The 13,861-nt window shown below is 67.5% G+C and carries 13 protein-coding genes; 8 read left to right on the forward strand and 5 right to left on the reverse strand.

What is annotated here, in order from left to right; all coding sequences use genetic code 11:
* Positions 1–3 precede the first annotated feature (3 nt).
* The 5 genes from K2O51_RS01670 to K2O51_RS01690 form a co-directional block, all read right to left on the reverse strand.
* Positions 4–1,374, reverse strand: coding sequence for an MFS transporter (locus K2O51_RS01670; RefSeq protein ID WP_011300062.1), 1,371 nt, complete (start codon positions 1,372–1,374; stop codon positions 4–6).
* Between the two features lie 280 nt (positions 1,375–1,654).
* A complete protein-coding gene (locus K2O51_RS01675) occupies positions 1,655–2,158 on the reverse strand; it encodes a cupin domain-containing protein (RefSeq protein WP_011300061.1) in 504 nt (167 codons plus the stop codon).
* 163 nt (positions 2,159–2,321) lie between these two features.
* Entirely contained in the window at positions 2,322–3,122 is an 801-nt protein-coding gene (locus K2O51_RS01680) for a glycosyltransferase family 2 protein (RefSeq protein ID WP_220630401.1), read from the reverse strand.
* Between the two features lie 15 nt (positions 3,123–3,137).
* Entirely contained in the window at positions 3,138–3,887 is a 750-nt protein-coding gene (fabG, locus tag K2O51_RS01685) for a 3-oxoacyl-ACP reductase FabG (protein ID WP_140949283.1), read from the reverse strand.
* A 51-nt stretch (positions 3,888–3,938) separates the two neighbouring features.
* A complete protein-coding gene (locus K2O51_RS01690) occupies positions 3,939–4,199 on the reverse strand; it encodes a phosphopantetheine-binding protein (RefSeq protein ID WP_041680151.1) in 261 nt (86 codons plus the stop codon).
* Between the two features lie 169 nt (positions 4,200–4,368).
* Between K2O51_RS01690 and K2O51_RS01695 the strand changes: the two genes are divergently transcribed.
* From K2O51_RS01695 to K2O51_RS01730, 8 genes are read left to right on the forward strand one after another with little or no spacing between them, the layout of a single operon-like run.
* Positions 4,369–5,163, forward strand: coding sequence for a COG4648 family protein (locus tag K2O51_RS01695; RefSeq protein WP_373460822.1), 795 nt, complete (start codon positions 4,369–4,371; stop codon positions 5,161–5,163).
* Positions 5,164–5,176: 13 nt separating this feature from the next.
* Positions 5,177–6,889: an acyl-CoA synthetase family protein gene (locus tag K2O51_RS01700; RefSeq protein WP_011300056.1), complete on the forward strand. Its 1,713-nt coding sequence runs from the start codon at positions 5,177–5,179 to the stop codon at positions 6,887–6,889.
* Positions 6,883–7,854, forward strand: a complete 972-nt coding sequence (locus tag K2O51_RS01705) for a lysophospholipid acyltransferase family protein (protein WP_011300055.1) — start codon at positions 6,883–6,885, stop codon at positions 7,852–7,854. The genes K2O51_RS01700 and K2O51_RS01705 overlap by 7 nt, the downstream gene beginning before the upstream one ends.
* Positions 7,855–7,857: 3 nt before the next feature.
* Positions 7,858–8,466 (forward strand): LolA-related protein, encoded by a 609-nt coding sequence (locus K2O51_RS01710; protein WP_011300054.1) that lies wholly within the window; start codon positions 7,858–7,860, stop codon positions 8,464–8,466.
* Positions 8,463–10,901, forward strand: a complete 2,439-nt coding sequence (locus tag K2O51_RS01715; RefSeq protein WP_220630402.1) for an MMPL family transporter — start codon at positions 8,463–8,465, stop codon at positions 10,899–10,901. Before K2O51_RS01710 ends, K2O51_RS01715 begins: the two co-directional genes overlap by 4 nt.
* Positions 10,888–11,757, forward strand: coding sequence for a polysaccharide deacetylase family protein (locus K2O51_RS01720; RefSeq protein WP_220630403.1), 870 nt, complete (start codon positions 10,888–10,890; stop codon positions 11,755–11,757). The genes K2O51_RS01715 and K2O51_RS01720 overlap by 14 nt, the downstream gene beginning before the upstream one ends.
* Before the next feature lie 40 nt (positions 11,758–11,797).
* Positions 11,798–12,997 carry a beta-ketoacyl-[acyl-carrier-protein] synthase family protein gene (locus K2O51_RS01725; protein ID WP_220630404.1) on the forward strand — a complete coding sequence of 400 codons (1,200 nt, stop codon included), beginning with the start codon at positions 11,798–11,800 and terminating at the stop codon, positions 12,995–12,997.
* Positions 12,994–13,821: a beta-ketoacyl synthase chain length factor gene (locus K2O51_RS01730; protein ID WP_011300050.1), complete on the forward strand. Its 828-nt coding sequence runs from the start codon at positions 12,994–12,996 to the stop codon at positions 13,819–13,821. Before K2O51_RS01725 ends, K2O51_RS01730 begins: the two co-directional genes overlap by 4 nt.
* Positions 13,822–13,861: the final 40 nt, after the last annotated feature.

Below are 13,861 nucleotides of genomic sequence, written 5' to 3' on the forward strand. Positions count from 1 at the left end.
AGATCAACCCTCAGCGCGCGAGGCTGCGTAGACCTTCGGCGCAACCTGTTCTGACGGCACCGCGCCCACCGATGCGGCGCGCCGATGGTCGATGCCGCCCACCGCCAGCACGGCCACCACAGCCGGTACCGCGATCGCCAGGAAGTTCTGCTCGAGCGGCAAAGCCATGCCTACCAGCACACCGATCACGATCGGCGCAAGGATGGCCCCGGCACGTCCCACGCCCGACGCCCAGCCAATGCCCGTCGATCGCGCGGCCACCGGGTAGAACTGCCCCGCATACGCATAGGTGACGATCTGCGTGCCGATGGTCGAGGCACCGGCCAGGCCCACCAGCAGGAACAGCACCGGCGTGGGCACCTTGTAACCGAGCAGCGCGATCGACACCGCGGCCAGCGCATACATGCCCATCAGCACGTACTTGATGCTGAAGCGATCAGCCAGCCAGCCGCCGCCAATGGCGCCGAGCATGCCGCCGATATTCAGCACCAGCACGAAGGTCAGCGCAGAGCCCAGGCTGTAGCCGGCCGACGCCATCAGCTTGGTCAGCCACGAACTGAGCGCGTAGACCATGAACAGGCACATGAAGAAGGCCAGCCAGAACATCAGCGTGCTGAAGCCGCGCCCTTCGCGGAACAGCTCGCCCACAGCAGCCTGGCCACCCGTGCTGGCGTCCGGCAGCACGAGGCGGTCACCATCCTTGCAAGGGTTCGCCGGATCGATGGCGCGCAGGATCTTGCGCACGGTGTCGTTTTGTCCGGTGCGAAGCAGGAATGGCATGGAGTCAGGCAGTTTGCTGAGGATCAGCGGCACCAGCAGCGCCGGTGCACCAGCGGCCAGGAACACCGACTGCCAGCCGTACTGTTCGAGCAGTTGCTTGCCGAGCAGCGCGGCCAGCATGCCGCCGACAGAGTAGCCGCTGAACATCAGCGTCACGAGCGTGCCGCGGATACGCCGTGGCGAGTACTCGGTCATCTGCGCCACCACATTGGGCATGACCCCGCCGATGCCGAGCCCGGCCAGGAAACGACTCGCGGCGAACAGCATCGGATCGCTGGTCATGCCCGCCGCGGCGGTGAACACGCTGAACAGCAGGATGCAGATGGCAATGGCCTTGCGCCGGCCGATGCGGTCGGCAATCGTGCCGAGGAAGATGGCCCCGAACATCATGCCGAACAACGCCGAGCTGACCATGAAGCCCGCGTGCGTCGCCGACACCCCCATGTCCTTCATGATGGCCGGCAAAGCGATGCCGGCCACTGCCAGGTCATAGCCGTCGAAAATGATGATCAGCGCGCACCAGAACAGCACGCCTGCATGGAAGCGGTTGAAGGTGGCGCCGTCCGCCACTGCGTACACATCGATCTGTCTCACTACCTGTCTCCAGTTGTCCAAAAGTCCCGCTTCTTGCGTCGGGATCGCCGCGACGTTGCCGGCGGCACGTCTTCTGGCGTGGAGAATAGGAGTGGCGCGGACGGCCAGTCCAACACCGAATGGGTATTTCCGGCATACCCCAGAGGTATCGGCCGTAAAGGCGCCTACAGACTGGCGCGGCTCTGGGGGTGATCACGCGCAAGCCCCTTCATTCAGGGTATACGTGGAGCAGTATGGAACGGGACCGACGGCTATCCGGGCCGCCAGCCGGTCAGGTGTTTCACTTGGCGGACGGGTCGTCCTTCGGATCCAGGTAATGGATATCCAGCGGGCCTGTGCCGTGGATCTGCACTACGGTCTCGGTCTTGCTGAACGCATAGTGATGGGCCTTGGCGGGCAGATAGTGGAAACCGCCCGTCTTCAGGGCATGAGCGTGAGCCATGTCCATCTTGTCCCCGGCTCCAAGGTAAAGCGTGCCAGAGATCACGGTCAGGTTCTCGGCCTGGGTATGCCAGTGGGCCGGTACCTTGTAGCCGGCCGGCGTCTTGAGCCGGATGACAAACGGCACGTCTTTGCCCGGATCGCCGTACAACACGGCAAGCTTCGCCCCTTTGGGCAGCGAAGCGGGCGCGTCGCCCCATTTCACCGCGTCTGGGTTGATCATCTCCATGCCTGCCGCGGCCGGTTCCTGAGCATTGGCTGGTCCGGCCGCTGCCAATAACGCCAGGATCGCTGCCGCCAGCCATGCCTGCCGCGCTGCATGCTCTGAAGAATGCGCTTTCATGATCTTCTCCTTCTTGCGTTGGCCCATGCTCGCACGCGGCCTGGCAGCCGCATCGTTACCTCCGAGGAGAGCCTGAGACCATCGTAGTGCAGGCGCACGGCGTCGGCGTTACTGGACGTCCAGCGCAAAGGCCACGGCGGAGGTGCTGGTCCGACCAACGCTTTCAGGTCGCCCGGTTCGGCGGGCGCGAGTTGCCGTCCGCGGCCGCATGCAACCGCCGCCAGAGCAGCCGTGGCAATCGCACCAGCCAGCCGGTCACCAGCCGCAGGTGCATCCACCCCAGCAGCAGGTTGTCGCGCAGATAACGGAAGTGGGACACACCGCCCGCGCGCGGATCGAAGTAGCGCACGGGCGCATCGAGGTTGACCGGCCGCACGCCGCGCCAGCACAGGCGCACTGCCACCTCGGGATCAAAGTCGAAGCGCCGCATCCAGCGGCTTTCCCGCATGATGGCCCGCAGCGGTTCGATCGGATAGACACGGAAGCCGTACAGTGAATCGCCGATGCCGGCCCACAGTGTTTCGACGTCCGTCCAGAAGTTGGACACGCGGCGCCAGTACACGCGTTCGACCGGCGCGCTCGCATCGAAAATCGGGCGCCCGAGCACCATTGCGTCCGGGTCGCGCATCGACGCCGCCATGAACTGCGCGATCAGCTGGGCCGGGTGCTGGCCGTCGGAGTCCATCACCAACGCATGCGTGAAGCCCTCCGCGGCGGCGGCCTCGATGCCGTGCAGCACCGCCGCGCCCTTGCCCTGGTTTTCGGGCAGGACCAGTACGCGCAGACCGGAATCCTCGCGGGCCTGTTGCTGCAGCCATTGCGTGCTGTCGTCGGTGCTGCCATCTACCACCACCCAGACCGGACACCAGGCCGCGCGCGCGGCACGCAGCGTTTCCCGCAGCTTCGCGCCGGGGTTGTAGCTGGGGATCAGCAGCAGATGGGTCGGGGACGGCTGCGGGGCCATGGTGGGAAGACAGGTTCAGGCCATGCCGCCATTGACGGACAGTACCTGGCCGGTCACATAGGCTGCCGCATCGGAAGCCAGGTAGGCCACCATGCCGGCCACGTCATCGGGCGTGCCCGCGCGGCCGGCTGGCACGATCTGGCGGACGCGCTCCGCGGGGAACGCCAGTTCCGTCATGGGGGATTCGATCACGCCCGGCGCCACGGCATTGACCGTAACGCCGCGCGACGCCATCTCGATCGCCAGCGAGCGCGTCGCGCCGATCAGGCCCGCCTTGGCCGCGGCATAGTTGGCCTGCCCGCGGTTGCCCATCACGCCGGCCACCGAGGCCATATTGATGATGCGGCCCCAGCGCGTGCGCATCATCGGCATCAGCAAGGGCTGCGTCACATGGAAAAAGCCGTGCAGCGAGACGTCGATGACGCGGCGCCACTGGTCGCGGCTCATGCCAAGCAGCGGCGCATCGTCGTGGATGCCGGCGTTGTTGACCAGGATCTGCACCGTGCCGTGTTGAAGTACACGCTGCAGTGCAGCTTCGGTCGCGTCGGCGTCGGTCACGTCGAAGGCAATGGCGGTCGAGGCACCGCCCGCTGCGCGGATGGTGGCCGCCACGGCTTCCGCCTGCGCCAGGTTGCGATTCGCGTGGACCCACACCTCATTGCCGGCTGCGGCGAGGGCGTGACTGATAGCACTGCCGATAGCGCCGCTCGCGCCGGTGACGAGCGCCAGCCTGCGCGTAGCTTGCGGCCTGCCCTGCTGCGCCATAAGTGCTCCCTGTCCTGCTCCTGTCCGCCGGATCGGCCTTGGCCGCCGCGCTCAGCGCGTGCGGTTTGCCGCGACGTAGGCGGCCAGGCTGCCCAGCGAGGCGAAGATGGTCTTGTTGTCGGGATTGTCCGAGCGCAGTTCGACCCCGTACTTGCGCGACACCAGCAGCGCGATTTCCAGGATATCGATGGAATCGAGCCCGAAACCGTCGCCGTAAAGCGGCGTATCGGCGCTCACGTCTTCCAGTTTCAGGTCGGCGATGTCCAGTTCGCCAATGATCAGGCTAGCGAGTTCCGTGTCGAGTTCGTTCATTGTCGTGAATGTCTTCTTCCGCTCATAAGTGACGCCGGAAGACGGCGAGGCGATGCTACCAAAGCCCGGCACATCGCACTACCTGAGAGAAGTTTAGTAACAACATTGGAACGACTTTGCTGAAACATCGCTGCGTCCCCGGGGTCTTTTAAGGTATAAAGCGTTCGCCTTGACGGCGTTGCGCGCGCGAAATGCCATTCTGTGCGCCATCCGCCCGCAGGAAAAGAGTATATTGCATCACAATAATTCCGTAATGCCCTCGAGCCAACCTTCCCACCCAGTCGTCCCGTCTTCCGCCGCAACGCCGCTACTGCAGCGTGCCGGTTGGGTGGCTGCACCCGTGGGCTTTCTGGCGTACGAATCGGCACTTCACCACGCGGCGCATACGCCGGGAAGCGAAGTCCCGGCGCTGATGCTGGGACTGGCGCCATTTGTGCTGATTGCCCTCGCCGCAGCGTGGCGCGCCACTTGGCGCTTGCCCTGGCTAGTGTTTGTGACGGCTTGCGGCGTTGCGTTGTGGGTCGCGCGCATTCCCTTGGCCGCTCATTTTGGCTGGACTTACTTCCTCCAGCACTTTGGGGCGAACACGGCTCTCGCCGCCATGTTCGGCCGGACGCTGCGCGCTGGCGCGACACCGCTCTGCAGCGAGTTCGCGGCGGCGATCCACGGCCCGCTGACGCCGGACATGCAACGCTATACCCAGCGCGTGACCCAGGCCTGGACCCTGTTCTTCGGCGCGACGGCCCTGGCGTCGCTCGTGCTATTTGCGGTCGCGCCCATGTCAACGTGGTCGACGTTTGCCAATCTCGGCACCCCCATCCTGATCGCGCTGATGTTCGTTGCCGAAGCGGCCTGCCGCCGCGCGCTGCTGCCGGCGGCCAAGGACACCGGCGTGCTCGATGCCGTGCGCGGCTATCGCACCGTGATGACCGAGCGCGCCAGCCGCGCCGGCGCGTCGCGCTGAACGCGGATTGCTTATGACGAGCACGTTCGCCCTTCTCTCTCATCCCGACCCAGACAGCGTCGTCGCGTGGCGCGGCAGCCAACCGGTCACGGCCAGCCGGTTCCTGGCGGATGTCCACGCGCTCGCGGCACGCCTGCCACCCGGCGACCACGTCTTCAATGCGTGTGCGGATCGATACCGCTTTGCGGTCGGACTCTGCGCGTCGCTGCTGTGCGGCAAGGTGAGCCTGCTGCCGTCGGCACAGACGCCGGAAACGGTGCGGCAACTCGCCGCGTTTGCGCCGGATGTCTTCTGCCTGTACGACGACGCGGATGGCAGCGTGGCGCTGCCCCGTTTCTTTTACGATGCATCTGAGCCCGAGCCATCCGCACCGCTGCCCGTACCGGACATTCCGGCAGAGCGGCTGATGGCCTATGTGTTCACCTCGGGCACCACCGGCCAGCCTGTCGCCCATGCCAAGACGTGGGGCGCGATGGTGCGCGGCGCGCGTGCCACGGCGCAACGCCTTGGCCTGGCGGACGGCCGCGCGTGGACGCTGGTCGGCACGCTGCCCCCGCAGCATATGTTCGGACTGGAAGCCACGGTGATGCTGGCCCTGCAAGGTAGCGCAGCGCTGGCCTCGGTGCGCGCGTTCTATCCGGCCGATATCCGCGCTGCCCTGCGCGACGTCCCGCAGCCACGCGCGCTGGTGACGTCCCCGGTGCACCTGCGCGCACTGCTGCAATCAGACAGCGACCTGCCTGCCGCCGACCTCGTGCTGTCCGCTACGGCCCCGATGAGCCGAGCCATGGCACGGCAGGCGCAGGCTGGTCTGGCGGCACCTTTGCTCGAGATCTACGGCAGCACCGAGACCGGCGCGATGGCGACGCGCAAAACCGCCGACACGGACGAATGGACGCTGTTGCCCGGCATCACCCTGGAAAGCCGCAGCGATCACGCTGGCGATGGCGAATCCGAGCCCGCGATACGGGTCCGCGGCGGCCACATCGACGAGCCAGTGGCGCTCGGCGATGCCATCGCGCCGCTCGACGCCGGGCGCTTCGTGCTCCACGGCCGCAAGGCCGACATGATCAAGATAGCCGGCAAGCGCACGTCGCTCGCCTATCTCAATCAGCAACTCACAGCCATCGACGGCGTGCAGGACGGCACCTTCTACGTGCCCGATGACGTGCATGAAGTCGAGGCCGCAGGCCGCGTGGTGCGGCTCGTGGCGCTGGCCGTAGCCCCCGGCGTGCCGGCCGCGCGCATCCTGCAGGAGCTGCGCGAGCGCATCGACGCCGCGTTCCTGCCGCGGCCGCTTTGTCTCGTCGATCGCCTGCCGCGCAATGCCGCGGGCAAGCTTCCGCGAGAAGCACTGGCGCCGCTGGTGGCCGCGCAACTGGCACAGCGCCACGCGCCAGGCTTTGTGATCGACGCGGGGCACCCGGCGATAGCGGGCCATTTTCCGGGCAATCCCGTGGTCCCCGGCGTGGTACTGCTGGACCATGCGATCCTGCAGATCGGCGCAGCGCTCGGACAACCGCTTGCCGTCGCGCAAGTTGGCACGGTCAAGTTCCTGAGCCCGGTCCGGCCCGGCGAGCGGGTCGAGGTCGCACACCAGCTGCATGGGGACCACGCCGGCACGGCGTCCATCCGCTTCACGCTGCGCGCGGGCGGCCGTGACGTGGCCAGCGGCACGCTGAGCACGCGGGCCACGCTGGCGAGCAGGGAGGCATCGCCATGCTGACCTGGCTTCGCAAGCCCCAGCCACTGGACACCGACTGGTCCAGCCGCCAGGAACGCAGCAATGTCACGCTGATGCGCGTGATGACGTGGATTTCGCTCGCGCTCGGCCGCCCTGCCGGGCGCGTGGTGCTGCGCCTGATCGCGGCGTACTTCACGCTGTTCTCGCCGACCGCGCGCCATGCCTCGCGCGCGTACATGGACCGCGCGCTCGGCCGCGAAGCCGGCTGGATGGACGGCTTCCGCCATGTCTTCACGTTCGCGTCGACCATCCACGACCGCATCTACCTGCTCAACGGCCGCTTCGACCTGTTCGACATCCGCCTGCACGGCGAAAAGCAGCTCGAACAGACGATCGCGCGCGGGCAAGGCGCGTTCCTGATGGGCGCGCACCTGGGCAGTTTCGAGGTGATCCGCGCCATGGGCCGGAAGCATCCGGACATGCGTGTCGCCATCACCATGTACGAAGAGAACGCCCACAAGCTCAACGACGTGCTGCAGTCGATCAACCCGGCCATGCGCCGCGACATGATCACGCTGGGCAAGGTCGACGCCATGCTGCGCGTGCGCGACTACCTGGACCGCGGCTACATGATCGGCATGCTGGCCGACCGCACGCTGTCGCAGCGCGCGACGGACCCGGTACAGCAGTGCGATTTCCTGGGGGCGCCGACGGGCTTCCCGACCGGTCCGCTGCGCATGGCGGCCATGCTGCGCCGGCCGGTGTTCTTCATCACCGGGCTGTACCGCGGCGGCAATCGCTACGATGTGCACTTCGTACCGCTTGCCGACTTCTCGCAAGTCGCGCGCGGACGCCGCGAGGCCGAAGTGCAGGCCGCGCTGCAACGCTACGTGGCGCTGCTCGAGCAGTTCTGCCGCAGTGCGCCGTACAACTGGTTCAATTTCTACGACTTCTGGCACGCCGGCCCGCCGCTGTCCGAACAGCCGCCGCCAGGCAACGAGCCCTGACCGATGCGCCGAATCCGCCTGATTTTGCCGGCCCTGCTGCTGGCTGCTGCAATGCTGCCCGGCATGGCCGGGCAGGCGCTCGCCGCCGACAGCGGCTCGTCCGCCTGGGGCGTCGACCAGCTCATGTCCGCACTCGCGCAGCGCAAGTCCGGCCGCGTGCAGTTCACCGAGACCAAGTACCTGGCGATCCTGGATCGCCCGGTGGAATCGAGTGGCGAACTGGTGTTCACCGCGCCCGACCACCTCGAAAAACGCACCGTCACGCCCAAACCTGAAAACCTGGTGCTCGACGGCGACATGATGACGGTGGAACGCGGCGGCAAACGCTTCACCATGCCGCTGCAGAACTACCCGGAAATCGCCGCGTTCATCGAGAGCATCCGCGGCACGCTGGCGGGCAACCGCACCACGCTCGAACGCTACTACAAGCTCGGCCTCCAGGGCCGCGCGAGCCGCTGGACGCTGACGCTAACGCCGGCCGATTCGCGCATGGCGGCCATGGTCACCCAGGTGCGTATCGAGGGCGCTCATGATGGGCTCGACAGTGTGGAAATCCGCCAGGCCGACGGCGACCGTTCGGTCATGAAGATCCGCCCCGCCGGCAAGCCATGATGCCGGCGCCGCGCGGCGGTTCGCGCACAACCGCCCTGCCCTGGGCCCGGCTGGCCGTGGCGCTCTGGCTGGCGTGGTTGCTGGCCTGCGCGGCCGTGGTTGCGCGCACCGGGTTCACCGCCGACCTGTCCGCGTTCCTGCCGCGCATGCCGAGCGCCGAACAGCAATTGCTGGTGGACCAGTTGCGCGAAGGACTGGTGTCGCGCCTGATCCTGGTCGGTGTGGAAGGCGGCGACGCCGACGGGCGTGCGGCCGTATCGCGGACGATGGCGGCCAGGCTGCGCCAGGATGCCCGGTTCTCTGCGATCACCAATGGCGAGCCGGTCAACCAGGCCGCCGACCAGCGCTATGTCTACAACCACCGCTACCTGCTGAGCCCGACGGTCACGCCCGAACGGTTCTCGCAGCAGGGCCTGTCCGCGGCCGTCGGCGAAACGTTCGATCTGCTGGCGTCCCCGGCCGGACTGTTCACCAAGTCCCTGCTGCCACGCGACCCGACCGGCGAAGTGATGTCGATGATGGGCCAGCTTGACGCCCAGCAACGCGTGCCGATGCACGCGGGCGCGTGGGTTTCGCATGACGGGAAGCGTGCCGTACTGCTCGCGCAGACGGCTAGCGCCGGCTCCGACACCGACGGCCAGGCCCGGGCGATCGACGCCATCCACGGGGCATTTGCCGACGCGGCCAAGGCCGGCCCGTACCGGCTCGTGATGACGGGGCCCGGCGTGTTCTCGGTCAAGGCACGCGACACCATCCGCCATGACGTGGAACGGCTGTCGGCAATCGGCATAGCGATCATCATCACGCTGCTGCTGGTGGTGTATCGCTCGGTGCCGCTGCTGGTGCTCGGGCTTGTGCCGGTGCTGTCCGGCGCGCTGGCCGGCATTGCGGCCGTGAGCCTCGGTTTCGGCGGGACCGTGCACGGGCTGACGCTCGGCTTCGGCACCACGCTGATCGGCGAAGCCGTCGACTATTCGATCTACCTTTTCGTCCAGTCGGCGCAGTACACGCGCAACGGGCAGCGAGACAACCGCGCCTGGATCGCCGGCTTCTGGCCGACCGTGCGGCTCGGCGTGCTGACTTCGGTGTGCGGGTTCGCCTCGCTGCTGCTGTCGGGCTTTCCGGGGCTGGCGCAGCTTGGGCTGTACTCGATCGCCGGGCTGGCCACCGCCGCGCTGGTCACGCGCTTCGTGCTGCCGCATCTGGTCCCTGCCAACCTGCACCTGCGCGATGTCACGCCGCTCGGCCAGCGCCTGGCGGCGCTGCTGGCGCGCGCCAGCCGGCTGCGATGGCTGGTGGCCGTGGCGGCGATTGCCGCCTGCGCTGTGCTGTGGGCGCGCCACGACTCGCTGTGGGGACGCGAGCTGTCGGCGCTGAGCCCCGTGGCGGCCTCGGAGCAGGCGCTCGACGCCTCGCTGCGCGCCGATCTTGGCGCGCCCGACGTGCGCTACCTGGTGGTCCTTTCGGGCCCGGACCAGGAATCAGTACTGCGGGATGCCGAGCGCGTAGCGCGCGAACTCGATCCTCTCGTGGCATCAGATGTCATCGGCGGCTACGAAAGCCCCGCTCGCTACCTGCCAAGCGCCGCGACCCAACGCGCGCGCCAGGCCAGCCTGCCACCGCCCGAGGAACTGTCGCAGCGCCTGCGCACGGCCATCGCGCAACAGCCCGTGCGGCCGGAACTGTTCGCTCCGTTCCTGGCAGAGGCCAACCAGGCACGCACGGCGCCGCTGCTGCAGCGCCAGGACCTCAAGGGCACGTCGATGGCGCTTGCCATCGACGCCCTGCTGACCCAGCGCGGCGACCACTGGAATGCCACCCTGCCCTTGCGTGCGCCGGCCAATGCCAAATCCACCGACGTGCTCGACAGCCAGCCCATACGCGCGGCACTGGCGCGCGCCGGTGCCGGCCATGCGCTCTTCGTTGACCTCAAGCGCGAGTCGGACCAGCTCTATGGCGGCTATATGCGCGAGGCGCTGCACCTCTCGCTCGGCGGCGTGCTCGCCATTCTCGTGCTGCTTTCGGTAGCGCTGCGTTCGCCACGCCGCGTGCTGGCCACAGTACTGCCGCTGGCCGCGGCGGCGCTGGCTGTCATGGGCGGGCTGGCGGCGCTGGGCCAGCCGCTCACACTTTTGCATCTGGTAGGCCTGCTGCTGCTTGTGGCAGTGGGATCGAACTACGCGCTGTTTTTCAATGGCGCGGCCGGTAGCGGGCCGGCGACGGCCATTTCGGCGCATACACTGGTATCGCTGCTGTTGGCCAACATGACCACGGTGGCGGCGTTCGGGCTACTGGCTTTGTCGGATTTGCCGCTGCTGAAGGCATTCGGCCTGACAGTCGGTCCGGGCGCGGTGCTGGCGTTGTGCTTCTCGGCCATCCTGGCGCCCACGCCAGCCAACGCTAGCGGTAGCAGCTGGAACGATGAAGACGTCTGACATGAACCCCACTGCGCAGCACGGGCCGATGCCACCAGCGGCGCGCCGCTGGCGGCCCGGCATGCTGCTGTACGGCGCGGGCGTGGTGCACGCAGGTGCCGCCGCGGCTGTGCTCGCCAATCCGGCCACACTCGGCCTGGCTGCAGCGAGTGTCGGCGTCACGCATGCGGTGCTTGCTACAGTCGGACTGTGGCCGCGCAGCACGTGGCTCGGGCCGAACGTGCTGCGGCTGCCAGCGAGCGCCGGCAACAGCGTGGCGCTGACTTTCGATGACGGCCCGCACCCGGACATGACCCCGCGCGTGCTCGACATGCTCGACCGTCATGGCGCGCGCGCCACGTTTTTCTGCATTGGCGAGCGCGCGGCGCGATATCCCGATCTCGTACGGGAGATCGCACGCCGCGGGCATACCGTGGAGAACCACAGCATGCATCACCGGCTCGATTTTTCGCTGTTCGGCCCCTGGCGCATGCGTCGCGAGATCCGCGCGGCCCAGCAGTTGCTGACCGAGATCACGGGACAGCCACCGCGCTATTTCCGCGCGCCGGCAGGACTGCGCAATCTGTTCCTCGAACCCGTGCTGTGCGCGGAGGGACTGCAGCTTGCCGCATGGACCCGGCGCGGCTACGACACGCGCAACGGCGACCATGCCGCGCGCGTCGTGCAGCGCCTCATGCGAAACCTGGCCGCTGGCGACATCCTGCTGCTGCACGACGGCAATAGCGGTGTCGATACGGCCGGCAAACCGCACTGCACGACCGTGCTGCCCAAACTGCTTGCAACAATTACCGACGCGGGCCTGCGCTGCGTGACGCTGCGTGCCGGCATGGCGGCATGGGACTTGCAAGCGGCTTGATACAATGGCCGCACCCCGCGTCTCCTACTCAACACATTCCGTGTCGCCGCTACATCTTTCGCATTTCACTGCCACCAGTTGCATCGGCACCGGGCTTGACGACACGGTGAGCGCACTGCGAGAACAGCGCGGCGGCCTCGCGCCGTGCCAGTTCGGTGATATCCGGCTCGATACCTGGGTCGGCGAAGTGCCGGGCGTCGACAGCGTCACCCTGCCGCCGGCATTGGCGGATTTTACCTGCCGCAACAATAGCCTGGCCCTGCTCGCGCTGGAACAGGATGGCTTCGCCGACCGGGTACGCGAGGCGGTGGCACGCTACGGCGCGGACCGCATCGGCGTATTCCTCGGCACCAGCACGGCGGGCGTGCTGCAGACTGAACTTGCCTACCGGCAACGCGATCCGCAAACGGGCGCGTTGCCTGCAGGCCTCAGCTATGCCGGTACCCACAGTCCGTATTCGCTGCCGGGCTTCGTACGCGCGTATTTTGGCTTGCAGGGCCCGGCCAACGCGGTGTCGTCGGCGTGTTCATCCGGCGCAAAAGTATTCACGTCGGCGCGCCGCCTGATTGAAGCCGGACTGATCGATGCAGCCGTCGTCGGCGGCGTGGACTCGTTGTGCCACACCACGCTGTATGGCTTCGGCTCGCTCGAATTGCTCTCCAACCAGCCATGCCGGCCATTCGATGCCGATCGCAACGGCATCTCGATCGGTGAGGCCGCCGCCTTTGTGCTGGTCGAGCGCACGCCCGATCCCGCACCGGACGGTGCGATCCTGCTGCTTGGCATCGGCGAGTCGAGCGACGCACACCATATGTCGGCACCGCACCCGGAAGGCCTGGGCGCCCGCATGGCCATGGAGCAGGCGCTGACCCGTGCCGGCGTGTCGCCGGAACAGGTCGATTACGTGAACCTGCACGGTACCGCCACGCGCGCCAATGACGCCACGGAAGCGCGCGCGATCTCGGCATTGCTGCCGGGCACGCCATGCAGTTCCACCAAGGGCGCCACGGGGCATACGCTTGGCGCCGCGGGCGCACTCGAAGCGGTGATCAGCGCACTGGCCCTGCGCCACGGGCTGCTGCCGGCTGGCATCAACACCACGCAGATCGATCCCGCGCTTGCGGTGGACTACTGCCTTGCAACGCGCGAACAGCCGCTGCGCCATGTGCTCAGCAATGCGTTCGGCTTCGGCGGTTCCAACTGCAGCCTGCTGCTGGGCCGCGCAACGGGCGCGCAATGACCATGCGCACACCGCTTATCGCTTTCATCGATGGCATCGGGGTGCTCGGCCCGGGGTTGAGCGGCTGGGCACAGGCCAACGAGGTGCTTGCCGGACGGCAACCCTACGAACCTGCGGCGACGGAACTCGCTCCGCCGGACATCCTGCCGCCGGCCGAACGCCGCCGCAGCGGCACGGCTGTCAGGCTCGCGCTCGGCATCGGTCAGCAAGCTGTTGCCGCCAGCGGCATGGAAGCCGCGGACCTGCCTACGGTCTTCACGTCTTCGAGTGCCGATGGGCACAACTTCCACGCCATCTGCGAAGCGCTCGCGCAGCCAGAGCCGTTGATGTCGCCGACGCGCTTTCACAACTCTGTGCACAACGTCGCCGCCGGGTACTGGTCGATTGCTACGCGCGCGATGCGCCCGGCCAATGTGCTGAGCGCGCTCGACGCGAGCTTTAGTGCCGGCCTGCTGGAAGCGGCGGCGCAGGTATCGGCCGACCAGGAGCCCTGCCTGCTAATCGCCTACGACTCCGATTATCCGGAACCGCTGCGCACGCTACGGCCCATCGCGGCGCCGTTCGGTGTCGCGATGCTGCTATCGCCGCATCGTTCTGGGCGCTCGCTGGCACAGATAGAAGTGGGACTGGCTCAGGCGCCCGCGACGCCGATGGATGATGCTGCGCTGGAGCACCTGCGCCGCTCGGTACCGACCGCGCGCGCACTGCCATTGCTGCATGCCGTCGCCGTGCAGTCGACCGGCACGGTGGTGCTCGATTACCTGGAAGACCTGCAACTGCAGGTGACGGTACAGCCGCAAACGCAGCGCGGGACTGGCGAATAGCGTGCCGGCCCCGCACACGCCTCTAGACCACGCCTGGATT

It is taken from the genome of Cupriavidus pinatubonensis (assembly GCF_019602855.1).
GTDB classification, from domain to species: Bacteria; Pseudomonadota; Gammaproteobacteria; order Burkholderiales; family Burkholderiaceae; genus Cupriavidus; species Cupriavidus pinatubonensis.

What these genes read in the sequence shown, in the direction of transcription:
- K2O51_RS01690 (WP_041680151.1), bottom strand. Translation starts at nt 4,199, where the DNA reads ATGAACGAACTCGACACGGAACTCGCTAGCCTGATCATTGGCGAACTG.
- K2O51_RS01680 (WP_220630401.1), bottom strand. Translation starts at nt 3,122, where the DNA reads ATGGCCCCGCAGCCGTCCCCGACCCATCTGCTGCTGATCCCCAGCTAC.
- K2O51_RS01705 (WP_011300055.1), top strand. Translation starts at nt 6,883, where the DNA reads ATGCTGACCTGGCTTCGCAAGCCCCAGCCACTGGACACCGACTGGTCC.
- K2O51_RS01720 (WP_220630403.1), top strand. Translation starts at nt 10,888, where the DNA reads ATGAAGACGTCTGACATGAACCCCACTGCGCAGCACGGGCCGATGCCA.
- K2O51_RS01675 (WP_011300061.1), bottom strand. Translation starts at nt 2,158, where the DNA reads ATGAAAGCGCATTCTTCAGAGCATGCAGCGCGGCAGGCATGGCTGGCG.
- K2O51_RS01730 (WP_011300050.1), top strand. Translation starts at nt 12,994, where the DNA reads ATGACCATGCGCACACCGCTTATCGCTTTCATCGATGGCATCGGGGTG.
- K2O51_RS01700 (WP_011300056.1), top strand. Translation starts at nt 5,177, where the DNA reads ATGACGAGCACGTTCGCCCTTCTCTCTCATCCCGACCCAGACAGCGTC.
- K2O51_RS01715 (WP_220630402.1), top strand. Translation starts at nt 8,463, where the DNA reads ATGATGCCGGCGCCGCGCGGCGGTTCGCGCACAACCGCCCTGCCCTGG.
- fabG (WP_140949283.1), bottom strand. Translation starts at nt 3,887, where the DNA reads ATGGCGCAGCAGGGCAGGCCGCAAGCTACGCGCAGGCTGGCGCTCGTC.
- K2O51_RS01710 (WP_011300054.1), top strand. Translation starts at nt 7,858, where the DNA reads ATGCGCCGAATCCGCCTGATTTTGCCGGCCCTGCTGCTGGCTGCTGCA.